18 protein-coding genes are annotated in these 24,530 nt (G+C 47.3%); 7 read left to right on the forward strand and 11 right to left on the reverse strand.

Translation table 11 applies throughout. The annotated features are described in order from the left end of the window. Positions 1 to 15 precede the first annotated feature (15 nt). The 4 genes from DF182_RS09075 to metG form a co-directional block, all read right to left on the reverse strand. Positions 16 to 795 carry an ABC transporter permease gene (locus DF182_RS09075; protein ID WP_113615317.1) on the reverse strand — a complete coding sequence of 260 codons (780 nt, stop codon included), beginning with the start codon at positions 793 to 795 and terminating at the stop codon, positions 16 to 18. Continuing rightward, complete coding sequence (locus DF182_RS09080; protein WP_113615318.1) at positions 792 to 1,685, reverse strand: ABC transporter ATP-binding protein; 894 nt, start codon at positions 1,683 to 1,685, stop codon at positions 792 to 794. The genes DF182_RS09075 and DF182_RS09080 overlap by 4 nt, the downstream gene beginning before the upstream one ends. Positions 1,686 to 1,780: 95 nt before the next feature. Next, the gene (locus DF182_RS09085; RefSeq protein ID WP_113615319.1) at positions 1,781 to 4,180 is read right to left on the reverse strand and encodes a 3-hydroxyacyl-CoA dehydrogenase/enoyl-CoA hydratase family protein; all 2,400 of its coding nucleotides are present in this window, start codon (positions 4,178 to 4,180) and stop codon (positions 1,781 to 1,783) included. A 185-nt stretch (positions 4,181 to 4,365) separates the two neighbouring features. Beyond that, positions 4,366 to 6,498, reverse strand: a complete 2,133-nt coding sequence (gene metG / locus DF182_RS09090) for a methionine--tRNA ligase (RefSeq protein WP_113615320.1) — start codon at positions 6,496 to 6,498, stop codon at positions 4,366 to 4,368. A gap of 128 nt (positions 6,499 to 6,626) precedes the next feature. Here metG and DF182_RS09095 point away from each other — a divergent pair, with 128 nt between their 5' ends. After that, positions 6,627 to 7,574 carry a S66 peptidase family protein gene (locus DF182_RS09095; RefSeq protein WP_113615321.1) on the forward strand — a complete coding sequence of 316 codons (948 nt, stop codon included), beginning with the start codon at positions 6,627 to 6,629 and terminating at the stop codon, positions 7,572 to 7,574. A gap of 120 nt (positions 7,575 to 7,694) precedes the next feature. On the opposite strand, the gene DF182_RS09100 is transcribed toward DF182_RS09095, so the two are convergent. Both DF182_RS09100 and DF182_RS09105 read right to left on the reverse strand, forming a co-directional pair. Further along, entirely contained in the window at positions 7,695 to 8,507 is an 813-nt protein-coding gene (locus DF182_RS09100; RefSeq protein ID WP_113615322.1) for a HesA/MoeB/ThiF family protein, read from the reverse strand. Between the two features lie 15 nt (positions 8,508 to 8,522). Beyond that, a complete protein-coding gene (locus DF182_RS09105; RefSeq protein ID WP_113615323.1) occupies positions 8,523 to 9,887 on the reverse strand; it encodes a sensor histidine kinase in 1,365 nt (454 codons plus the stop codon). 464 nt (positions 9,888 to 10,351) lie between these two features. Between DF182_RS09105 and DF182_RS09110 the strand changes: the two genes are divergently transcribed. Continuing rightward, positions 10,352 to 10,903 carry a YqgE/AlgH family protein gene (locus DF182_RS09110; protein ID WP_113615324.1) on the forward strand — a complete coding sequence of 184 codons (552 nt, stop codon included), beginning with the start codon at positions 10,352 to 10,354 and terminating at the stop codon, positions 10,901 to 10,903. 519 nt (positions 10,904 to 11,422) lie between these two features. Here the strand turns inward: DF182_RS09110 and atpC are convergent. Continuing rightward, positions 11,423 to 11,680, reverse strand: coding sequence for an ATP synthase F1 subunit epsilon (gene atpC, locus DF182_RS09115; protein WP_113615325.1), 258 nt, complete (start codon positions 11,678 to 11,680; stop codon positions 11,423 to 11,425). 56 nt (positions 11,681 to 11,736) lie between these two features. Beyond that, complete coding sequence (gene atpD, locus DF182_RS09120) at positions 11,737 to 13,239, reverse strand: F0F1 ATP synthase subunit beta (protein WP_113615326.1); 1,503 nt, start codon at positions 13,237 to 13,239, stop codon at positions 11,737 to 11,739. A gap of 343 nt (positions 13,240 to 13,582) precedes the next feature. On the opposite strand from atpD, the gene DF182_RS09125 reads away from it, so the two are divergent. Beyond that, positions 13,583 to 14,836: a purple acid phosphatase family protein gene (locus DF182_RS09125; protein WP_113616827.1), complete on the forward strand. Its 1,254-nt coding sequence runs from the start codon at positions 13,583 to 13,585 to the stop codon at positions 14,834 to 14,836. Between the two features lie 80 nt (positions 14,837 to 14,916). Here DF182_RS09125 and DF182_RS09130 read toward each other — a convergent pair whose 3' ends face one another. Further along, positions 14,917 to 15,789, reverse strand: a complete 873-nt coding sequence (locus tag DF182_RS09130; protein WP_113615327.1) for a DUF4349 domain-containing protein — start codon at positions 15,787 to 15,789, stop codon at positions 14,917 to 14,919. Positions 15,790 to 16,183: 394 nt separating this feature from the next. Here DF182_RS09130 and DF182_RS32285 point away from each other — a divergent pair, with 394 nt between their 5' ends. Beyond that, a complete protein-coding gene (locus DF182_RS32285; protein WP_153259997.1) occupies positions 16,184 to 17,713 on the forward strand; it encodes a DUF6600 domain-containing protein in 1,530 nt (509 codons plus the stop codon). On the opposite strand, the gene DF182_RS09140 is transcribed toward DF182_RS32285, so the two are convergent. Beyond that, a complete protein-coding gene (locus DF182_RS09140; protein ID WP_113615328.1) occupies positions 17,710 to 18,222 on the reverse strand; it encodes a GNAT family N-acetyltransferase in 513 nt (170 codons plus the stop codon). The genes DF182_RS32285 and DF182_RS09140 overlap by 4 nt on opposite strands. Positions 18,223 to 18,231: 9 nt before the next feature. Then, a complete protein-coding gene (locus DF182_RS09145; protein WP_113615329.1) occupies positions 18,232 to 18,849 on the reverse strand; it encodes a hypothetical protein in 618 nt (205 codons plus the stop codon). Positions 18,850 to 18,913: 64 nt separating this feature from the next. On the opposite strand from DF182_RS09145, the gene DF182_RS09150 reads away from it, so the two are divergent. The 3 genes from DF182_RS09150 to DF182_RS09160 all read left to right on the forward strand — a co-directional run bounded on the left by DF182_RS09150 (position 18,914) and on the right by DF182_RS09160 (position 24,521). Continuing rightward, positions 18,914 to 20,080: a hypothetical protein gene (locus DF182_RS09150; RefSeq protein WP_113615330.1), complete on the forward strand. Its 1,167-nt coding sequence runs from the start codon at positions 18,914 to 18,916 to the stop codon at positions 20,078 to 20,080. Positions 20,081 to 20,371: 291 nt separating this feature from the next. Continuing rightward, positions 20,372 to 22,477 carry a M48 family metallopeptidase gene (locus tag DF182_RS09155; RefSeq protein WP_113615331.1) on the forward strand — a complete coding sequence of 702 codons (2,106 nt, stop codon included), beginning with the start codon at positions 20,372 to 20,374 and terminating at the stop codon, positions 22,475 to 22,477. A gap of 88 nt (positions 22,478 to 22,565) precedes the next feature. Then, on the forward strand, positions 22,566 to 24,521 hold the full coding sequence (locus tag DF182_RS09160) for a DNA polymerase III subunit gamma/tau (protein WP_113615332.1): 1,956 nt from the start codon (positions 22,566 to 22,568) through the stop codon (positions 24,519 to 24,521). Positions 24,522 to 24,530 lie beyond the last annotated feature (9 nt).

Below are 24,530 nucleotides of genomic sequence, written 5' to 3' on the forward strand. Positions count from 1 at the left end.
AATATATAGCTTTTTTTACAGATCCGACTTTAATACTTTCCTGAAAACCAAATAGATGGCCAATGCAATATAGCCCACCAAACATAACAAATAAATACTGTCACTATACCCGTCGGTACCGGGCATCATCTTTCCTACCAATGGGAAAGGCAACAATTCATCACCTGTTTGCAGCGGCAACAGACTCCCTATCTTGCCTACATAACGCTTCAGTAACAGCACCAGCGTCTGTTCCAGCATCATCGTATACCCCAGGAAAATAGCCATGGCAAAACCGGCCCGTTTCATCAGCACACTGAGCAGCAAAGCCAGGCTCAGCAGGAGTACTACCTGTAAAAAATAGTACCACATATAAACAAAGCCTTCCAGGCTAAAGCCGGTAGTACCGTATGCCAGCCCAAAAACCACAGCCGTAAGTACGGCCACCAGCAAAGCAATTACTGACAACAGCAACACCCATATCAGTTTGGCACATACAAACTGCCGGCGCTCCCATCCGTCGATAATATTCTGACGGCTGGTACGGAAAGTATATTCATTGGTGACCAATATAATCAGCATCAGTCCAAACAGCGCAGATACATAGCTGCTCAGATTGGCGACCATCTGCCATACAGTAGGGAAGCTGAAAGGCGACTGCCCCAGCATTTTAGTAGCCTGCCCCATTTCACGGGTCATTACTTCCGCAGGGACATAGTTACCTGCCGGAATCATGATAGCAGCTACCAGCAACATTATCCAGAAAGTACGGTAGTTCTTTACTTTCAGCCATTCGGTATAGAGGAGTAGTTTCATGCAGGATCGTTGGTTATTTCCAGAAATGCTTTTTCGAGGCTCTTTTTGCGTAACTGCAGGTGCTGCAGCCAGATACCCTTGCCGGCCAGGTAACTGTTTACCTGCGCAGCATCCGGCGGAGCGGAGAATACAGCCACTACAAGGTGACCGTTCTGTTGCGCACTGGTACATCCGGGATACGCCTGTAAAGCAGCACTGAGCGCTTCATTATCAGCAGCAGACAGTTCCAGATAATCATGGCGGCTGATAACCACGTCTACACTGCCGGAGCGCAATAATTTACCCATCCGCAAAATAGCCACATGGGTGCATACTTTTTCCACTTCATCGAGCAAATGACTGGCGAGGATAATGGTTTTTCCCGCCTGGGCCAGATTTTTTATCAGTTCTCTCACCTCAGCGATCCCTGCAGGATCGAGGCCATTAGTCGGCTCGTCCAGTATCAGCACGTCCGGATCTCCCAGCATGACAGCTGCGATCGCCAACCGTTGTTTCATACCCAGTGAATACGTTTTAAAAGCAGCATGTTGCCGGGCTGTAAGCCCGCACAGCTCCAGTACCCGGGCGATGTCGTTTTTTCCACGTTGTTTGATGGCTGCAGAGATCTCCAGATTTTTGTATCCACTGAGATAGTGGTAGAAATTGGGTGTTTCCAGCAAAGTCCCTATCTGCCTGCGTTCGCGGGCAGTAGGTGTTTTATCAAAAAGGGTAAAACTACCGGTATCCGCCTTCAGGATATCGGTAACGATGCCCAGCAGCGTGGTTTTACCGCTGCCGTTAGGTCCGAGTATACCGTAAATAGCACCTTGCGGCACATCAAAGGATACCCCGGAAAGTGCCTGTACAGCACCAAACCTTTTGGAAATGTTTTGTAAGGATAAGATTGGCAAGGAAAATAGAATTAAGGATATAAAGATAAAGGGAAATACAGAGAAAGATCTTATGGCTAATCTTCTCTGTATTTCCCTTCCTATGAGGTAGATAATTAGTTACGGACCGGTTTACCTGTTTTAATAACGCTTTGCAGACGTTCCAGCGTTTTGCGTTCGCCGCAGAGGCTTAGGAAGGCTTCCCTTTCCAGGTCCAGCAGGTACTGTTCGCTCACGAAAGAAGGCTCTGTGAGATCACCGCCGCACATCACATAAGCCAGCTTATTGGCCACTTTCTGATCATGTTCGGAAATATAGTTTCCGAATTTCATCGCGTAAACGCCTGCCAGCAGGGCACCCAGGGCGCTGCGTCCCATCACTTTGATATCCGTGCGTTCTACAGGACGGGTATATCCTTCATCTGCCAGTGCGATCACACTGCGTTTGGCATCAGCAATCAGACGGCCGGGATTCATGGTAATTTCATCATGACCTTTGCGAAGCACGCCCATATCAAAGCCTTCAAAGCCGGAGGTGGCCACTTTTGCTGTGGCTACGGCCATGAAATAATCTTTCAGTGGCTCTTCTTCGATACGGCCTTCTTTAAATTCCAGGCTGGCACGGAGGGTCATTTCCTTGGTACCTCCACCGCCAGGAATCAGGCCTACGCCCAGTTCTACAAGACCAATATAGGTTTCGGCGGCTGCCTGTACCTTATCCGCATGGAGTGCCATTTCGCAACCACCACCCAGCGTAAGCGCATGAGGCGCTACTACTACAGGTATGGAGGAATAACGTAAACGCATAGTGGTACGCTGGAAGAGGCGTACTGCCATATCCAGCTCATCGTATTCCTGCTCAGCTGCCAGCATGAAGATCATGCCCACATTGGCGCCGGCGGAGAAATTAGTGCCTTCGTTACCTACTACCAAACCACGGAAACCTTTCTCTGCCAGGTCTACCGCTTTGTTTAGTCCTTCCAGTACCTCACCACCGATGGTGTTCATCTTGGTTTTCCAGTCAAAACACACTACACCGTCGCCGATGTCTACCAGATTGCAGGCGTTGTTTTTCCAAACGATATTGTTGGAGAAGTTTTCTAGTATGATAAATTCGCCTTCACCCGGAACTGTTTTATAAGCCTGGGAATTGATATCGTAATAAAATTTCTTTCCGTTTTCTGCTTTGTAGAAACTCTTGATACCTTTTGCCAGCATGTCTTTCACCCATTGTGCTACGGTAAGGCCTTTCTCTTCCACTATTTTCACGGAGGCTTCCACCCCCAGCAGGTCCCAGGTTTCGAAGGGACCTATCTCCCAGCCGAAGCCGGCTTTCATGGCGTCGTCTACTTTGTAGATATCATCTGCTATCTCCGGAATACGGTGTGATACATAAGCAAACAGGCGGGCATGAAACTGCTGATAAAACTGTCCGGCTTTGTCGGTAGCGGCAGACAGCGCGCGGATACGCTGTTTCAGGTCTTCGATTGGTTTGGCTGCTTCTATGCTGGCGAACTTGGGCTTTTGTTTAGGCCCGTATTCCATCGTTTGCAGATTGAGCGTAAGAATTTCTTTTCCTCCTTCTCCTTTGGTTTTTTTGTAGAAACCCTGACCGGTTTTATCGCCCAGCCAGTTGTTTTCCACCACTTTCTGCAGGAAAGAAGGTATCTCAAAAATGCTGGCTGCTTCGTCATCAGGGCAGTTGTCTTTCACGCCCCTGGCTACTTTCACGAGGGTGTCAATACCTACCACATCGGCAGTACGGAAGGTCGCTGATTTTGGACGGCCTATTACCGGGCCGGTGAGTGCATCTACTTCATCGATGCCGAGGCCCATCTCCTGCATAATGTGGAAGATGGCCATGATGGAATACACGCCTACTCTGTTGGCGATAAATGCCGGTGTGTCTTTACACAACACGGTAGTTTTACCAAGGAACAGATCGCCGTAATGCATCAGAAAATCAATCACTGCAGCATCTGTATGTGGAGTAGGTATTATTTCAAGCAGACGGAGGTAACGGGGCGGGTTAAAGAAGTGGGTACCGCAGAAATGTTTTTTGAAATCTTCGCTGCGGCCTTCTGTCATCAGATGGATAGGAATGCCGGAAGTGTTGGAAGTGATGAGGGTACCGGGTTTGCGGAATTGTTCTACCTGGTCGAAAACTATTTTTTTGATGTCCAGGTTTTCCACCACTACTTCGATGATCCAGTCTACTTCAGCCACTCGTTTCATATCATCCGTGAAGTTTCCGGTTTTGATGCGTTTCACCACATCTTTGGTATAAACAGGAGATGGATTTGATTTAAGGGCAGCTTGCAGTGCATCGTTCACGATCCGGTTTTTCACCACGGTACTGTCGAGTGACAGGTTCTTTTTCTTTTCTGCATCATTCAGCTCTTTTGGCGCTATATCCAGCAATAATACCTGTACGCCTATACCTGCGAAATGGCAGGCAATTCTTGATCCCATTACTCCAGAGCCGAGCACGGCTACTTTGTTGATGTGTCTTTGCATAGCTTTTGCCTTTTATGATCCTTGAATTTAGGATTTTTTTGTCACGCAAAGACACAAAGCGACAAAGACGAACAGTTTTTTTGAAGAATAAAAAACACAAAGGAGCAGAGAATACTCTCTACTCCTTTGTGTATTAATTTATTACTGCGACATTACATCATTACATGTGTCTGCCGGGTGCAATATCAGCTCACTCCGCTACCGGGTGCTACGGCTTCAGCGGGATTGACAAACACCAGTTTGCCATTATCTTCCGCCATCAGAATCATTCCCTGGCTTTCGATACCCCGCATTTTGCGGGGCGCCAGGTTGGCCACCAGCGTTACCTGTTTGCCAATGATATCTGCCGGATTAAAATGCATGGCTATACCGGAAACGACTGTACGTTGTTCAGTACCAATGTCTACCAGCAGTTTCAGCAGCTTATCTGCTTTCTCTACTTTTTCTGCCTGAACGATAGTACCTACACGAAGATCGAGTTTGGCGAAGTCATCGTACTGGATTTCAGGTTTGGCAGGAGCAGCAGGTTTTTCTTCTACTGCGGCCGGAGCGGCAGTGACAGCTTCTGCAGCTGGCTTGATGAGGCCTGCGTGCAGTTTCTCTATCTGGGCTGCAATTTTTTCATCATCAATTTTCTGGAAAAGCAGTTCTGGTTCGCGCAGCGGATATGCTACATTCACCAGTTTAATGCTGCCTGCATTTTCCCACTCCAGCATACGATCTACCACTTTCAGCAGATGACAGATCTTTCTGGATGTGAATGGCAGGAATGGATGTGTGAAGATTGCCAGGTTAGCCATCAACTGTAAACATATATGCAAACAGTTGTCTATCCGGTTCTGTAACAGTTCCAGATCAGCTACTGTATAAGTCGGATGCGTTTCACCAGCTTTAAGTTTATCCATGGCTTTTGCAAGAATCCATGGTTCTTTCTTCTGCATATAGCCGTTTCCTTTACGGGAAAACTCCATCACTTCAGCCAGCGCTTCGCGGAAACGGTAAGCTTCCAGGCTGGTCTCCAACCGTTGTTTAGTAGCCTGGAATTCAGCCAGCAGTTCCTTGTCATCGCTATCCAGCAGTTCTTCATGCAAACGAGGTACTCTGCCACCGCACAATTTGTGGGTCAGCACCATAGTACGGTTTACAAAGTTACCCAGGTTGTTTACCAGCTCATTGTTATTGCGGTCCTGGAAGTCTTTCCAGGTAAAGTCGTTGTCCTTGGTTTCAGGGGAAGTACTGCATAATACATAACGCAGTACATCCTGCTGGTCAGGGAAATCGGCGATATAGTCGTGTACCCATACAGCCCAGTTACGGGAGGTGGATACTTTTTCTCCTTCGATGTTCAGGAATTCGTTGGCCGGTACGTTGTCCGGGAATACGAAACCGCCGTGCGCCTTGAGCATGGCCGGGAAGATGATACAGTGGAAAACGATGTTATCTTTTCCGATGAAGTGCACCAGCTTGGTATCTTCCTTGCACCAGTAGTCAGCCCAGTTGGGGGTGAGTTCTTTAGTGGCAGAGATATAACCGATGGGCGCATCAAACCATACGTAGAGAACCTTTCCGTCTGCATCCTTCAGGGGGACTTTGATACCCCAATTGCTGTCGCGGGTCATCGCACGGCTTTGCAGTCCGCTGTCGAGCCAGCTTTTGCACTGACCATATACGTTGTTTTTCCACTCTTTATGACCTTCCAGCAACCATTCATTCAGCCATGGCTCATAGTTCTGAAGGGGCATATACCAGTGTTTGGTCAGTTTTTTGACCGGCACGGCATTGCTGAGGGCAGAATGCGGGTTGATCAGTTCATCAGGGCTAAGGGAAGTACCACAACGTTCGCACTGATCGCCATAAGCCTTATCATTGCCACATTTGGGGCAGGTACCCACGATATAGCGGTCGGCCAGGAACACTTTCTTTTCCGGGTCGAAGTACTGTTCTGATTCTTTTTCTTCAAAAAGGCCTTCATTGTACATTTTGAGGAAGAAGTCAGATGCTGTTTCGTGGTGTATAGGGGCGCTGGTGCGGGCGAAGATATCGAAAGAGATACCCATGGCTGCGAAGCTGTCGCCTATAATTTTATGGTATTTGTCCACAATATCCTGGGGCGTCACGTTTTCCTTCATGGCCTTGATGGTGATAGGCACACCATGTTCATCGGTACCACAAACGAATTTCACATCTGCTTTTTTAGCGCGCAGATAACGCACGTAAATATCTGCGGGCAGGTAGCAGCCGGCGAGGTGTCCGATGTGGACAGGGCCGTTGGCATAAGGCAATGCCGCAGTTATTAGATATCTGTTAAATTTTCCCATACTATCTTAAAGAATGCTTAAATAAATGTCTTTTCCCGTTTTTGTTTTTGGAATCACCAAACTATTTATCACCTTAGTTTGCGAATAGTAAAAGTATTCACTAATCTGCAAAGGTAAACAAAAGTACAATGGTAAAAATTCCGCCATATCTGAAAAAAGGCGACCTGATTGGAGTTACGTGCGCCAGCAGCAAAATGGAGCTGCAGGCGGCCGAATATGCTGCCGGAGTGTTATCGTCATGGGGCTACCGGGTTCACCTGGGCATTACTGTAGGCACCAGTTTTCATAATTTTTCCGCACCGGACGAGCTCAGGCTCGAAGAGCTGCAGGATATGCTGGATGATCCTGAAATAAAAGCAATCGTATTTGGGCGGGGTGGCTATGGTATGGTATGTATCCTGGATAAACTTGACTTTACCCGTTTCCGCAAACATCCCAAATGGTTGTGTGGTTACAGTGATGTAACCATCCTCCATGCACATATCCAGGAGCGTTATGGCATTCCTACCCTTCACTCTATGATGTGCAGCGGCATTACACCCGAAACTATTGATAATGAATATGTAAATAGTCTCGCTGCTGCTCTGAAAGGTAAATCCTACCGCTATTCTGCGCCCTCACATACACTGAACCGGGAAGGCACTGCCTCCGGCATACTGGTAGGCGGCAATTTGTCGCTGCTGGCCAATTCTTCGGGTTCCAAATCCCAGATCGATACCAAAGATAAAATCCTGCTGCTCGAAGATATAGGGGAATACCGCTATAACATTGACCGTATGATGTACAACCTGAAGCGTGCCGGATGGCTGGACAAACTTGCCGGCCTGGTAGTAGGGTCTTTTACCGAAGGCAAAGACATGAACATACCTTTCGGACAAACGGAATACGAAATTATCCACAATATCGTCAAAGAGTATGACTATCCGGTATGCTTTGGCTTCCCATCCGGCCACCAGCCTGAAAATTACGCGCTGAGGCTGGGAATGAAACATGAGCTGAAAGTAGGCGAACTGAAAACGGTGATGTCTGTGACTGATGATGATGATGACGATAAGCGCAGAGCAAAGCGAAAATAAGTACAAACGGCATACGTTATTAAGCTAATAAAAGCGAAGCCCCCATTGATAAAACTCAATGGGGGCTTCGCTTTTATCATCGCTCCATCAGGAGCATCAGAAGTATCATTTTTATCACCGTTAGTCTTCGACATCCGGAACAATGTCCAGTCCGTAGTCTTCTGCAGTCAATATGCCATCCATCACGGTTTTCTCCAGTACTCCGGCATTTACAGTGAGGTCATGCACGGTAGTGAGGTTGTGCAGGTAGTCTTTGCCATAGAGTTTTCCGGCCAGTCCGCCGGGCACGTCCATGAGATATTTCAGCACTTCCACTACTATTTGCATACCAGTAACGCCATGTGTGGCACCAAGGGCGCCGGCATCGAAGTTCTGGTATTCTTCGGTGATGGGTATGGCACAACGATAGGTAGCTGAGCGGGTACCATCGGGCAGGGGCATATTAAAACCACCATACCAGGCCATCCAGTTATGTACTTCCCCTGTCACGAAGGGCAGGTTATGTTTTACGCAGGCGTCGTTGATGAGCAGGTGCGTGGGCAGATGCTGGGAGCAGTCTATCACCAGGTCGAAGCCGGGCAGCAGCAGCTCTATATTAGCGGGTTTGGCCTGCACCAGCATGGGATAATGTTTGGTGAATGGATTTACCGCCCATAATCTGCTGGCAGCCATTTTGGCTTTGTGTTTACGGATATCCTGCATCTGGTATATAGGCTGACGGTGCATGTCTTCGTCGTTGATGACGCCGTAATCTGCGATACCGATTACGCCTACACCGCTGGCACTGAGGTATTGCAACACCGGGCAGCCAAGACCGCCGGCTCCTACAACCAGTACGCGGGCACCATTCAGTTTTTCCTGCATGCCTACCCCTATACCGGGTACCGCGATGGGATGCTTAAAATGCTGTAATTCTTTTTCACTGAGTGTCATACGCTGAACCTTTAACTATTCCTGTGGAAATTCGAGGGTGAACTTACTGCCTTTGCCTACGGTGCTTTCCACTTTGATTTTTCCTTTATGAGCATCTACGATGGCCTTAACATAGGTAAGACCGAGGCCAAAGCCTTTTACATTGTGTACGTTACCTGTGTGGGCGCGGTAGAATTTCTCAAAGATACGGGAAATAGTGTCCCGGCTCATGCCGATTCCATTGTCCGAGAAGACAATAAAGAGACTTTTGCGGGTATTATAGGTCTGTATTTTTACTTCCAGGTTGTCTTTGGAGTATTTGATGGCATTATCGAGCAGGTTAAACACCACGTTGGAGAAATGCACATCATCGGCCATGATGACAGGGTTGATGGCATCCAGCTGCAGGTCTATTGTTCCGTTTTTGGAAGCCAGTTGCAGCTGCAGATTGTCGGTGGTGGTGCGGATCACCTGGTGTACGTCCATTGCCTGCAGTTTGAGGCCAATTTCATCTTTCTCCAGGAGGGCTGATTGCAGGATACTTTCCACCTGTTTATTCATCCGTTTATTTTCTTCCTTGATAATACCGGAGAAATAGCGGATTTTATCGGGTTTACTCATTACCTTTTCGTTGCCGATAGCATCGATGGCCAGGGAGATAGTGGCCAGGGGCGTTTTCAACTCATGGGTCATGTTGTTGATAAAGTCTGACTTTATTTCCGACAGCTTTTTCTGGTTGAGCATGGTGCGGACTGTCAGGGCAAATGCTGTTACAAGGATGAAAGTAAACAGTACGCTGCCTGTGATCATGAAGCCCAGCTGGCGGGCGATAGAGTCATCTGATTTCATGATGACCATGAGGCTTTCGGTCTGTGGACCCAGGTTGATCATGTCGTCCAGCGCGATATAGGTCACCTGAAAACGTTTGATTTCGCTGGCGCTGTCTTTTTCGTTTTCCCTGTAAATTCTTTCGAAGTTGGGAGAATGTACTTTGAGCTGGGAGCCAATACCGGGCACAGGGGCCAGGATGGCGAACTCGAAATTGGCTGTGTCGAGGTGGTTTTTCCTCATCTTGTCCCGAATGAGAATCCTCATTTCCCGGACATTGTTGTAAAGTTCGCTGGCAGGGGGCAGATACGGAATACCACGGTCGAGGTCCAGGTTGAATCCTTTAAGGGTGTTCTGATCTTTTTCGTTGATGCGGAACATAACACGGGCTTTCCGTTCCATCAGCATTTCTTTCTGCACATCACTGATCATGTTGACGGAGCGTTCTACCAGCTGCTCTTTTTTGATAGCGATGGCATTTTTGATCCAGTTAAACTGAATATAGATAATACCCAGCAGGGATAAAGTGATCAGTACAACGATGACAGGAAAAATTTTCTTTAGTGGTATCATGAAAGTTAAGTCAGGCCTTAAATATACTTAACCTGCAAATTTAAATATTGTTAAAAAAGATATTTGCTATAGCAACTATGATACAAAATTAAATAGTTACGCAGGCTGGCGGGCTTCTTAACAACAATACAATATTACTTTAACGTAATTTTAACGGGCAACTGCTGATTTTATTATTGTTTGTTTTCTTACCTTTGCTTTACAGAATTGGTACTAAATTTGATTAGTAACAATTTATAACAAAGTAATTAAACTTTCTACATACATCGACGTGGATTCGTTCCATAAGCGATTTAGATTTTGGTTGATAAAATGGTAAGGAGGTTTTCTAGCCTCCTTTTTTATTTCCTTCATTTTCAAGCAAATTTTGTTTCCTTTCCTAACTGCTTTTCTTTTCCTGTTGATTTCTTTCCTGCTTTGTAATCAATTATTTAAATTTGGTTAGCGATCAAAACGTATGTATTATGGTAAGCCTGTCGCCCGGTATTTTGCTTATAGCCGACCCATTTCTGAAAGATCCCAACTTTGCCCGTACGGTAATTTTTCTGTGTGAAAATGACGAAAAGGGTAGTTTTGGCTTCGTTATCAACCGATTATTTGATCAGCAGCTGGACATGTTGATTCCTGATGTGATTTATCCGGGTATTCCGGTACATTACGGGGGGCCGGTGCAAGTGGATACGATTCATTTTATGCATCGGTTGCCGGAGCTTATTCCGGGTGGTCTGGAGGTGTCTCCCGGGGTGTTCTGGGGCGGCCGTTTCGATGATGTGGTGGAGCTGCTGAACAAGGGTGCGCTGGATCTGCGGAAGATCAAGTTTTTTATTGGTTATTCCGGGTGGACCGAAGGGCAGCTGGAAGAAGAGCTGAAAGAGAAGTCATGGATCCCTTCTGAGAGCACGCCGGCGTTGATATTTGAGGCTGAAGAGCAGCAGATATGGCAGCAGGCGCTCCGAAATCTTGGCAGTAATTTTGCCATGATGGCAAATTTCCCTATTGATCCATCTTTAAATTAACCACCTAATATTCTGAAAGAGAGGCAGATGTGTTGCCAGCCGGCCCCGAATTCAAAAATGGATAAAAATGAATGGCTTTTTTTGCAACAAATTAAATATCTTGCTAAAGTAACAACACAAAATAACCCGTTATAATCAGGTAAGAATAACCGATAGAATACACCTATGAAGGCAGGGTAACACCTATGAAAAACATTTTTTTGCACCTTCAGTAGAAAGAAAGACGCCCGAATTTACCTGAAACAACGATAGGAATTAACTAATAAGTTCAACAGTAAAGATTATTCATTAGGTAATATATGCAGCCTGTGAAAGGGCTGGTCATGGATGTACGTACATGACTGCGGTCTGACAGCATTGTTGGGCCGTTAAGGCGTGTATTGTGCAGAAATGATGATTAGCGGAAATCCCGGCAGGTATTCTTACTATGCTTTCGGGTCTTCTAAGATTGGAATAGTTAGGACAAAACGAAGGCCGGGTAATCTTACCCGGCCTATGTTTTATACTAAAGGCAGTATGTTATTTTTCGTTAGCTACAGCACCTTCTACAAGCACGGTAGCCTTGTTGCGCAGTACTTCCACGAAGCCGCCGGTGATGGTAAAGAATTCGCTGTGATTTTTATCTTTCAGCACTTTCATTCTACCATTTCCAAGAGCAGCGATTAAGGGCGCATGTTTATCCAGTATTTCAAAAGAACCGTCAATGCCAGGCAGCTGTACGCCGTACACTTCACCTGCATATAATTTTCTTTCTGGTGTTAATACTTCTAATAGCATGTTATGATCGTGAATGGTGATGGGAAAATGGTCCCGGAGACCGGGACCATTCAGAATTAGTTATTAGCTGCTTCCAGCAGTTTCTTACCTTTTTCGATAGCCTGATCGATGGTACCTACGAGGTTGAAAGCTGCTTCAGGATATTCGTCCACTTCACCGTCCATGATCATGTTGAAGCCACGGATGGTTTCTTCGATCGGAACCAATACACCTTTCAGACCAGTAAACTGTTCTGCTACGTGGAAAGGCTGTGACAGGAAACGTTGTACACGACGAGCGCGGGCAACAGTTTGTTTATCTTCGTCGGACAGCTCATCCAGACCGAGGATGGCGATGATGTCCTGTAATTCCTTATAACGTTGCAGGATCATTTTCACGCGCTGTGCACAGTTGTAGTGTGCTTCACCAACGATGGCTGGTGACAGGATACGTGAAGTAGAGTCCAGCGGGCTCACAGCCGGGTAGATACCAAGGTCGGAGATCTTACGATCCAATACGGTGGTAGCATCCAGGTGGGAGAAGGTTGTAGCCGGAGCAGGGTCGGTCAAGTCATCCGCAGGTACGTAAACCGCCTGTACGGAGGTGATGGAACCGTTTTTGGTAGAGGTGATACGTTCCTGCATCAGACCCATCTCAGTAGCCAGGGTAGGCTGGTAACCCACCGCGGAAGGCATACGGCCTAACAGAGCGGACACTTCGGAACCTGCCTGGGTGAAACGGAAGATGTTGTCTACGAAGAACAGGATATCACGACCACCACCTGAAGTACCATCTCCATCACGGAAATATTCTGCCAGGGTCAGACCGGACAGTGCCACACGAGCACGTGCTCCAGGAGGTTCGTTCATCTGACCAAACACAAACGTAGCCTGTGATTGTTTCAGTAATTCTTTATCTACGGCAGTTACATCCCAACCACCGTGTTCCATGGATTCTTTAAACTTGTCACCGTATTTTACGATGTTAGCTTCGATCATCTCACGCATCAGATCGTTCCCCTCACGGGTACGCTCACCCACACCAGCGAATACAGACAGACCTTCGTAACCTTTCGCGATGTTGTTGATCAGCTCCTGGATCAATACGGTTTTACCTACACCCGCACCACCGAACAGACCGATTTTACCACCTTTTGCGTATGGCTCGATCAGGTCGATTACTTTGATACCGGTAAACAGTACTTCCGTATCTGTAGCCAGCTCTTCAAATTTAGGCGGCTGACGGTGAATAGGATAACCACTGTCAGTTGCGATATCACCCAGACCGTCGATTGCTTCACCTACCACATTGAACAAACGTCCTTTAACCTGGTCGCCAATTGGCATTTTAATAGGCGCGCCTTTATCCACTACGGCCATTCCACGAACCATACCGTCGGTGGAGTCCATTGCCACGCAACGTACACTGTCTTCACCCAGGTGCTGTTGTACTTCTAATACTACTTTCTGACCATTTTCGCGGGTTAATTCCAATGCGTTGTAGATTTCGGGCAACTTATCTTCAAAGTGCACGTCCACCACGGGACCGATAATTTGTTTGATCTTACCTGTGTTAGGCATATTTTTAAAGAGGTTTATAAAATACTAAAAAGTTATTTCCTCAAAAATCGCTGCTACGCAACAATTTCTAAAATTTGGCGCAAAGGTAATAGTAAATGGGGGAAAATCAAAAAGCGATTAAGGAAAAAAATCCTTTTTGAGGCCCATTTTACGCCGTTTTTCCCATTATCCACCCTCCGATTCCCAGCAATACAAAGAAGGAACTGTCAAATATAATTTTTTACTCATCTATAACTATTTATCGGATTCCCTCGCCACTTCTTCCCCGCTCATAAAAAAAAACACCTCTTTGCTACCCCTTTGGCTATTTTTAGCCATCCTTCACATATGTGTAATATATAATATGAAAAAGATAAACAGTGAACAAACCCGCCGCAGCTTCCTGGGCAACCTGTCCAAAGCCGGGTTATTAGGCATCACCGGCCTGGCACCACTTGCCGCAAGCGCCGCCAGCCCAAAAGTCAGGGTCTCCGCCACACCAGACAACCCCGAACATGCTTTCCTCTGCAAACCCTACCTGCAGGTGCCCGCACCAGACACCATCGCCGTCATGTGGCTCACCTCCCGCCCCTGCTACAGCTGGGTAGAATATGGTACTGATGGTCAACTCAACCACAAAGCCCATCATGTCACCAAAGGACTGGTAGACGCCAACAACCGCCTCCACCGTATCGAACTGGATAACCTGGAGCCCGGCAAACAATACAGCTACCGCGTACTGTCCAAAGAAATCACCGACTTCCAGCCCTATAAACTTACCTACGGCAATACCATCACCAGCGATACCTACGCCTTCACCGCTCCCAACCCGCAGGCCAGGGAAGTATCATGGCTGATGCTCAACGATATCCACGACCGTCCTGCGTCCATCCCTCACCTCCTGAAGCTGAACGGCAACGATCCATACGACTTCGTATTCTTCAACGGCGATATGTTCGACTACCAGTCAGATGAACAACAGATCATCGACCACCTGCTGGCACCCTGCGGAGATACGTTTTCCACCCATATCCCTTTTATGTATGTACGCGGCAACCACGAAACCCGCGGCAAATACGCCCGCGAATGGCATCAATACTTCGATAACCCCGGCCATGGCAGTTATTTCACCTTCACCCGGGGCCCTGTACATGCCATCGTGCTCGACACCGGCGAAGACAAGGAAGACAGCGCCCCCGTCTACGCCGGCATCACCGACTTTGACAGCTACCGCGAAGAACAAGCCCGCTGGCTCGAAAAACAACTGCAAAGCCCCGCCTACAAAAAAGCTAAATATAAGGTAGTGTTGATGCATATCCCACACTACCACGGCGGGGACTGGCACGGCGCCACCCACTGCCGCACCCTCTTCGGCCCTTTGTTCAATAAATACAAAATAGACTTACTGGTATGCGGCCATACCCATCAATATGGAACCTACGATCCTGTACCCGGTCAACACAACTACCCACTGGTTATAGGCGGTGGCCCCCAGGAAGGCAAACGCACCCTTATCAAAATAAAAGCCGATCAGCAACAACTGGTGCTCACTATGCTCCGCGACGACGGAACTGTGATTAAGACAATGACTATTGATGCTCCTGATAAACGGCGATAAAAGCGAAGATCGAAGAAGTTTAAAAAGAAAAAGACCCATTGATTTCATCTCAATGGGTCTTTTTTCTTCTTCTAAAATTTTTATGCTGATTTGCTCTTATCAAGATCAAGCTTCTTTACAATCACCACCAGCAGCCAGGCACCTACTGATGCAAAAAACAATCCTCCCATCAACATCAGATAATATTTGATGGTCCATTGCAGTGCAACCTTTACACGGGTATACAGGCTCACTGTCTTCGCCACAGCTCCTTCGTACATAGAAAACTGGACGGTACAGAATTCATTTTCTGTATCAAAATTACCCAGCTCCACGCCCAGGTCCTGCAATTGTTTTTCTACCTCATATATTTTTTCGTGCAACTGAATCCGTTCATCAATTTCACCCGGTTGTGAGGTAAGCTTATTCAGCGATTCCAGATTTTTCTCCAGTGAAACCCTGCTGGCATTGAGTTTACGGTATTCATTCGTTTTATCAACTTTTTTTATTTCTGTAGATCTGATGACACCGATTTTTTGCACTGCATAATAGAAGGAATCGAATTTTTCCGGCGAAACTCCGATCAGCAGCTGTATTTCACGGCTGCCTTTATTACCAGACTCCTGCTGGTACTGCACAATGGCGCCAAACTGACGGATAGTACCATGTACCAGCTTCTCTTCTTCTGTGAAGTTAGTCGAGCGGGAGCGTACATTGGCCACCTTTTCGTATTTCTGCCCGGAAGTGATCGCCACCGGCTCTGCACCTGACTTTGCAAATGATTTTGTTTTTTCGGAAGCATAGTTCCTCCGGTATTTTACAATACTCGAGAAAAAGTCGTCTCCGCCCAATTCTGCGGGGGTATTGTCTTTATACAAGTATCCGTATAATAACCGGAATAAAAACATCGCTGTAAACAGCAGCAACAATATTCTAAAAATTCGTTTATACTTCAACGTTAGTTCATTTAACATAGGTTCATATAGGTTTAAAAAAGTCAGGAAATCAGAAAAAAGTGAAGGGCAAAGGTTGTTGGTGGGTTAGATGTTTTAATATTGAGAAAATCGATCATCCCTCAATAATACACAATTCTTAAAACATTGTATCAGTATATGTTACGGTCTTCGAATAAATTGGAATCATTTTTGTCATAGTTAAGATATAACGCTCTACCTGCAGCAAAGCGTTATAAAAATTTTAACAAATTTCCTAACAATTTGTCTTAGTGGACAAACTGCATTTAGACCGCGTTTGAAACACCAATCCCGTTAGCAGATCATTGAAGTTTAAACCGGAAAATAAACAAGCCATTGAGTCTCCGCAAAGTCTAATAACAGCGAAACCAATCAGGACTAAAAAACAGGAGCTATGAACAGATTATTTAAAAATACAGCATTATCTCTCTTACTTATATCCTTCTTCCTGGGCAGCTGCGCCACCACTTATTCTGCATACAGCCCCGGACCACAGGTACAGGTTGGCGCGTCTATCTCATTTTATGATGAATTAAGCCCCTATGGCCGTTGGGTCAGCTACCCTGGTTACAATCAGGTATGGATACCGAATGCAGGCGCGGACTTCAGGCCATATTATTCCGGCGGGCACTGGGTTTACACCGATTATGGCTGGACCTGGATGTCTGATTACAGCTGGGGATGGGCAGCCTTCCACTATGGCCGCTGGATGTACGACGGCATGTATGGCTGGATGTGGATACCCGGTAACGAATGGGGACCTGCATGGGTAGACTGGAGAAGTGGAGGAGACTATTACGGATGGGCGCCTATGGGCCCTGCATCCTACGCGATGCCTACTGCTTACTGGTCTTTTGTACCCAGAAGATATATCAGCAGTCCGCATGTCAACAACTACTATATCAACAATAGCCGTAACGTTACCATCATCAACAACACGACTATCATCAACAATAATTATGGTTCCTCCGGCAGAATTTCCAGAGGTCCCAGTGCTAATGAAGTGGAACGTTATACCGGCGGCGCTATCAGACCTGTAAGAGTAGCCAGCACCGACAGACCCGGCGCCAGCAGAATTCAGAACAACCAGTATCAGATCTTCCGTCCGGATGCTGCTGCCCTCAACAGAGGCAACAACAGGCCAGCCCGTGATAATGGTAACATCAACAACGGAAATATCAATAACGGTAACAATAACAATGGCCGTATTTCAAGAGAACCGGTGATTAACAACAATAACAACAACAGCGGCAATAATATACCCGGCAACCCCGGAGGCCGTCCTTCCAGAGTAGGACAGCCTGGCAATGACCGTCAACCGATACAACAACAGCCTACACAACAACAGCCTACACAACAACAACCGATACAGCAGCCAGGACGCATCCAACGGGACCAGCAGTTTCAGCGTGACGACCAGATAAGACAACAGCAGATGGAACAACAGCAAAGGATGCAAAGAGATCAACAGTACCAACGCGATCAACAGGCGAGACAACAGCAGCAACAGATAGAACAACAGCAAAGGGTACAAAGAGATCAACAGTACCAGCGCGATCAGCAGGCGAGACAACAGCAGCAGCAGATGGAGCAACAGCAAAGGGTACAAAGAGATCAACAGTACCAGCGCGATCAGCAGGCAAGACAACAGCAACAGCAGGTGGAACAACAACAAAGAATGCAGAGAGATCAACAGGCGAGACAACAGCAGCAACAGGTGGAACAACAACAAAGAATGCAGAGAGATCAACAGATGAGACAGCAACAACAGCAACAGCAACAACAGCAACAACAGAGACAGCAACAGCAGCAACAGGAAAGGATCCAGCGTCAGCAGCAACAAGTACAACGACAATCTCAACCTCAGCCACAACCACGTGAGTCCAATAACAGTGGCAATGGAGAAAGGATCAGAAGAGACTAGCTGAGGTTATAAACATAGTGATATATCTGATTTTTAATGGAATGAAAGGTTTCACCCTGTGTGGAACCTTTCTTCATTAAACGCAGTTCCAGCTCAGCATATCCTTCGTGATGAGGGGGCTGAAAATAAGGTTCATCAAACATTTTATATCCCAGTCTTTCATAGAATACGATCCGGCGACGGGCCTGTTCAGTGAGGGGTGGCTCTACTTCCAGCACCAGCCGGCCAAACATTTTCTCCAGCTCTTCCATGATATAGGTACCAATACCACCACCTCTGGTAGCAGTATGGACCGCGAAATATTCAATAAAGGTAAAATCGGGTAGTGGCCAGTAAAATACAAAACCGGCAAACTGTCCGTCTTTGGTCAAATGTAGCAGCCGTTGTTTGCCTGTTTCCATCAGGGAAAGTACTACCGGCCAATCCCGTCTCTCTTCATAGGGAAAAGCTTCTTCATACAGCTCTCTGACTGCTTCATCCGGGGTACTGACAGGTTTTAATGTAATCATGCGGTAAAATTACGGATTCTTTGGGGCGGAGGGCACACATTCAAACGGATCAGGGTTACCTGCGGGCGCGGGTTTGTCTGCTGCCCAGCAGAAATTCATCGCCTGACTGGTGATACTAACCAGCTGCAGATTGACCTTACTACCCTTACGGCTGTTGGACGCTGCGATGCTTCGCTCCCCTTTTTCCGGGATATTGTTGAGGGTATATTGTTCTGTCTTAAAGATATCATTATTATTACGCATATATTGTACAGTAACCACCACATTATCTATTGGGTATTCTGTCTGGTTACGCACAATAATACTAAGTCCTTTGATACCGCCCAGAAAACCGGTCCGGTAATCGCTGGCCCCTACAGTGATGAACTGCTGCCAGTTGCGGCGGTAATAGGTACGTCTTTCGATGAACTGCCCGGCCACCCGCTGTTGAACGGCCTGACGGTCGGCTATCTGATGGTTTACACTATTGTATTGTTCCAGTGTTTTGCGAAGGTCCCTGTTTTCATTCCCTAAACGTTGGTTTTCAGCAAGTACTTTCCGTACCTGCGTTTGTTGCCGGCAATAACCAAGGGCCAGGATTATGGTAAGTGTGCTTAGTATCAAAGGGATTATATAATTTCGCTTCATACGGTGGCATTCAGAAAAAATAATGCCAACGACTGTTTTTATTATTTTTGTATAAATAGTATCAATGGAATTGATTTTAGTAGACAACGCTCAAAAGGCAGCGGAGTTCCTGGCAGTACACGTTAGATTAAACAAAGACGTACCTGGATGGATCAGGCCACTGGACAAGGATATTGATGGTGTTTTTGACCCTCAGAAGAACAAGGCATTCCGGCATGGGGAGTGCATACGGTGGATCATGAAAGACAAACAGGGCCAACTGACCGGTAGGATCGCTGCATTTGTCAATAAAAAGTATACCAATAAAGGAGATAAGGTAAAAGTTGGAGGTATTGGCTTTTTCGACTGTATCGATGACCAGGAAGCGGCCAACCAACTGTTTGATACCGCCAAAAAATGGTTGCAGGAAAGAGGGATGGAAGCCATGGACGGCCCTATCAACTTCGGGGAGCGTAACAACTGGTGGGGATTACTGACCCAGGGTTATCACGAGCCTTTATATTGCATGAACTTCAACCCACCCTACTATGTGCGGTTATTTGAGACTTACGGCTTCAGACTGTTTTTCAATCAGATATGTTACGGTATGGGAAGCCGTGGTGAGCTGGCCCAAAAGTTCCATACCCGGCATGCCGCCATTAGCCAGGATCCTAATTTCAGCGCAAAACATATCCGCAAAAACCAGCTGGAGAAATTCGCGGAAGACTTCAGCACTGTATATAACAAAGCCTGGGCGCAACATGCCGGCGGAAAGGAAATTAGCAAGGGGCAGGCACTGAGCCTCTTCAACCAGATGAAGCCGCTGCTGGACGAAAAAATTGCCTGGTTTGCCTATTATAAAGATGAACCGATCGGCATCTGGCTTAATCTGCCCGACCTGAACCAGTACATAAAGCATATGAACGGGAAAATGGGCCTGTGGGGCAAACTCTTGTTTGTATGGATGAAACTCACCAGACAATGTAATAAGATGGTGGGTATCATTTTCGGGATAGTGCCGGAGTTCCAGAGTAAAGGAGTGGATGCTTACCTTATTATGGAAGGCGCCAGAGTGATACAGCCCCGGAGCATGCCTTATGAGTCTTATGAAATGCAATGGGTCGGGGACTTCAATCCCCGGATGCTGAACGTGGCAGCCAGCCTTGGCGCATCTCCTACCAGGACGCTGACCACCTACCGGTGTATGTTTGATCCCAGCATACCAGTGGAAAGACATCCGATTTTAGAATAAAAAAGGGGCATCCCTGTAAAATATACTACTTCAAAAACGCGAAGGAAATATCCTTCGCGTTTTTTTATTGAATGGGATATGGAGCCCCTCACACCATCGTTCTATTTCAGGGCATGACAACTTTAGACAGGAGAGATGTATGACTGCCGTAACCGGCCACAGCAGCAGACTTCATTACACCATATCAATATCTTACCTGCGCTTGCGGGGAAAATAAATCCCTTAATTATGGTTATATTTAAATCCCTTTAACAGCGACCATACGTATTGTATTTAATCTGATGTTTTGTTATGACCAACTTATATCCTGAAAGTCCGGGGGTGAAAGATCCTTTGTTCTTCCAGCCTTCGGCGCTGTTTAGGCTGCAGATTGTCAAGGTTACCGGCTTTATATTGCTCTTTTTTCTGTTGTATGTGATCATATTATTGACAGCTGTAGCCCTGGCCGCTGGCTTTGTTGCAGCCGGCGTAGCTTTACCGGGTTATTATCCGAGTATCTACACCTTCATTGTAGGGCCGGCCCTCCTATTGCTGGGAGGCATGGTACTGTTTTTTCTGATTAAGTTTCTGTTTTATCAGCGGCCACCGGTCAACCCCTATCGTACGTTGATTGATGCAGACCATCATCCCCGTTTATTCGATTTTATTTCCAGACTGGTAAAGGAGACGCGGATTCGTTTTCCGAAGAGGATTTTTGTTGTACCGGAAGTACAGGCATCGGTATTTTACAATACCAGTTTTTTCAGTCTTTTATGGCCCTCCGCCATGAACCTGGAGATTGGACTAGGGCTGGTGAACAGTCTTAATATCAGTGAGTTTAAAATGGTGCTGGCACATGAGTTTGCGCATTTTTCCCGGCGCAGCATGAAGCTGGGCAGTTATGTGTATACCCTGAACAAGGTGTTATACAACATGCTTTATGAAAATGACAGCTGGAATGAGCTGGTAATACGCTGGAGCAGTCATGGCAGTCTTCCCGGCTTTTTTGCTCACCTGACCAGAATGATTGTGAACAGTATGCAGTTTTTGCTGAAGAAAGTATACCATCTGATCAACCGGCAATATCTGGTATTAAGCCGGGAAATGGAGTTCCGGGCCGATGCTGTGGCTGTTTCCCTGGCAGGCACAGCTGCAGCGGTCAGTGGCACCAGAAGGCTGGAGATGGGCAGCTATTGTATGGATTACTGTATGCATCGTTTATCCGATCCGGAGGCTGCAGGACAGCGTTTCCGCAACCTGTTCAGCACCCATAGGGTTGTAATGGATTATTTTGCGGAGCAGAACCATCTTTCCATTGATGCAGCAGGCCTGCCAGTAATAACAGACAATTATTTCCAGACTTTTCTGAAAAGCCGGGTACAGCTACGGGAGCAATGGACAACCCATCCTACGCGGGAAGACAGGGAACAACGGTATCTGGCTGCAGCCGTATCCTGCAAAGAGGCCACCGGGAGCGCCTGGCAGCTGTTCAACAACCCTGAATCCCTGCAGGAACAAAACACAAAACTAATATACGACCTATCAGCGCCGGATATACAGGAGGACTTCTGGATAGAACCGGCAGCATTCATAGAAGACCTTACCCGGAAACACCGTTTATACGAATACCCCACAGTCTTCAACGATTATTATGACAACCGGTCTTTTCCACCGGTCCAGCATAACGGTCCATTACCGGAAACTGCTGCCACCCTGAACTTTGCCCAGCTGTATCATCCGGACATTATCCTGCGGATGCGCCGGTATTACCGGGATAAACAGGATGTGGAGACCTTGCAGGCCATTGCATCGGGGCAGTTTCAGACCCGTGTCTTTGAATTTGATGGTCAGCAATACAAGGCGGCCGAAGCCCGGGTGCTGTTGCGTAAACTGGCCATACATGTGGCAGAGGAACAAAGCTGGCTGCTGTCGCACGACCAGCTGGCTTACCGTTATCATTATCAGCGCGCCCTGGAGAAGGGTCCTGACATAGCCCGGCAGCAGGAAGAACAATACCAGGACATCCTGTTGTACCAGGAATTCGCGCAGCGACTGAATGATCAGGTGATAAGCATTATCCATGGCATCAGCCAGATATTTAATATTGGCCATGATACCTTGCCCTTACTGGGTCCGTGGCTGGAGGAGCTGAATGCAGAGTGCTGGCGTTTCAGGCGTTTGTTGCACGAAGCTACTGTATCTACCGGCTATTCGGGCACACTCAGTCCTGAGTTGTATGAGCAGGTGCAGCGGTTTACCGATCAGGAATGTGTTTTTATACAACAGGAAGTACCCGATTATGCAGCCCTTCAGGAGTTGCATGAGGTGATCTCCGCTGTTATGGAACAATATAACAACAGCAATATCCTGTTGAAGAAGTCCTACCTGGAGTTGCTGCTGACTTTGGAGCCGGGTTGAGACGGGCTGAAAGCCGCTATGGTGGCTATCATTTTTCTCTTAGTGAATTTGTGCGTATTTTCGGCGCACGCGAAAGCGTAGCAGTCATATGGAGAATTTTATCGTTTCAGCCCGTAAATACCGTCCGCAGAACTTTTCAACGGTTGTAGGACAAGCACATATCACCACCACGCTCAAGAATGCCATCCGTAACAGTCAGCTGGCGCATGCCTTTCTTTTCTGCGGTCCCCGTGGCGTAGGAAAGACCACCTGTGCCCGTATCCTGGCGAAGACCATCAACTGCGAAAACCTGCAGCCGGATGGTGAAGCCTGTAATGAATGTCATTCCTGCAAATCCTTCAATGAAGGCAGTTCCTTCAACATTCACGAGCTGGATGCCGCGTCCAACAACTCGGTAGATGATATCCGTACCCTGGTGGAGCAGGTACGTTTTTCGCCACAGGCCGGAAAATACAAGATCTATATCATAGATGAGGTGCACATGCTCAGCTCCTCGGCCTTTAACGCGTTTCTGAAAACGCTGGAAGAGCCGCCTTCCTATGCAATCTTCATCCTGGCTACTACAGAAAAACATAAAATATTACCGACCATCCTGAGCCGGTGTCAGATATTTGACTTCAAACGTATCACCATCCAGGATACAGTAGACCACCTGCAGGAGATCTGTACCAAAGAACATATCCAGGCAGATGCTGATGCCCTGCATCTGGTAGCCCAGAAAACAGATGGGTGTATGCGTGACTCACTGAGCACCCTGGACAAAATCGTGAGTTTTACCAGCGGGCATCTCACCTATCAGAATACGCTGGAGCACCTGAACATCCTGGACTATGATTATTTCTTCAGGATCATGGATACCGTATTACGGCAGGATGTGGCCAATGCACTGCTGATCTATGATGAAATTTTACAGAAAGGTTTTGAAGGCGACAACTTCCTGAACGGCTGGGCGGAGTTTCTGCGTAATCTGCTGTTGAGCAAAGAAGAAAAAGCTTTTCACCTGGTAGAAGTATCGGGCAACCTGAAAGAAAGATATAAACAGTTGTCTGGCCAGATCAGCCCTGCTTACCTGATCACCGCCCTTCAGTTACTCAATGAAACGGAGATCAACTACCGGCTGGCCCGCAACAAGCGGCTGCATGTGGAGATGGCGCTGATCAAGCTCTGTTTTCTGCAGCAGGCAGTCAGCCTGGTAAGTGACGACAATAACGGCGAGGTCGTAAAAAAAAAGCTGGTAGCTGACGGAACACCTCCGCAGCGGCTAAGAGCACCAGGAGCACAGCCGGTAACGACCAAAAGCCTGACTGACAAACCTGCGACCAGTGCCAGTATCGCGGCACAGTCTCCTGAAACAGCCAGACTGACTGTAGAGACACCAGCAGCCATGCCATCAGCCAACCCGGCACAACCAGCTTCTGCCGTTAACACGACCACAGCGGCCCAGCCTGCTATGCCAGTGAATACGACCACCGCACCGGCAGCCAACACACAGGCTCCAGTCACCCATACGGCACCTGCCACCATGCAGGGAAATGCTACAACAACGGCTACACCGGCAGCAGCTAAAGCTACACCAGCCGCGCCAGCCAGCAAGCTGACAGGGCTGGCAGCCATGAAAGAAGCCCTGGCAGCCAAACAGCAGACCACCAGCACCGTACAAAGTATTCCGCTCACAGCCGGCGCAGTGGAAGTGTACTGGGAAGAATTCATTGACAGGTTCAGACAGGCCAACAAAATGACGGTGGTGAGCAATCTGGCACTGGCTAACCTCAAGCTGCTGGATACCGCTGAGATAGGCATCGTGAGCCGTAACATTGTGCAGTACCGGTTTATGGAAGAGGAGAAACTGGCGATATCAGAGTTTTTCAAACAGAAATTCAACAACCCGGCTATCATCCTCACCCTTCAGCTGGATGAAAGCCAGCAGGTCCAGGACCTGGGTCCGGCACCGCTTTCCAGCAGGGAACAATTCCAGCAGATGGCGGAACAGTTTCCGCTGGTAAAGGAATTAAAAGACAGACTTAATATGGAGCTCGATTTTTAAGCAGGTTCT

It is taken from the genome of Chitinophaga flava (genome assembly GCF_003308995.1).
Taxonomy (GTDB): domain Bacteria; phylum Bacteroidota; class Bacteroidia; order Chitinophagales; family Chitinophagaceae; genus Chitinophaga; species Chitinophaga flava.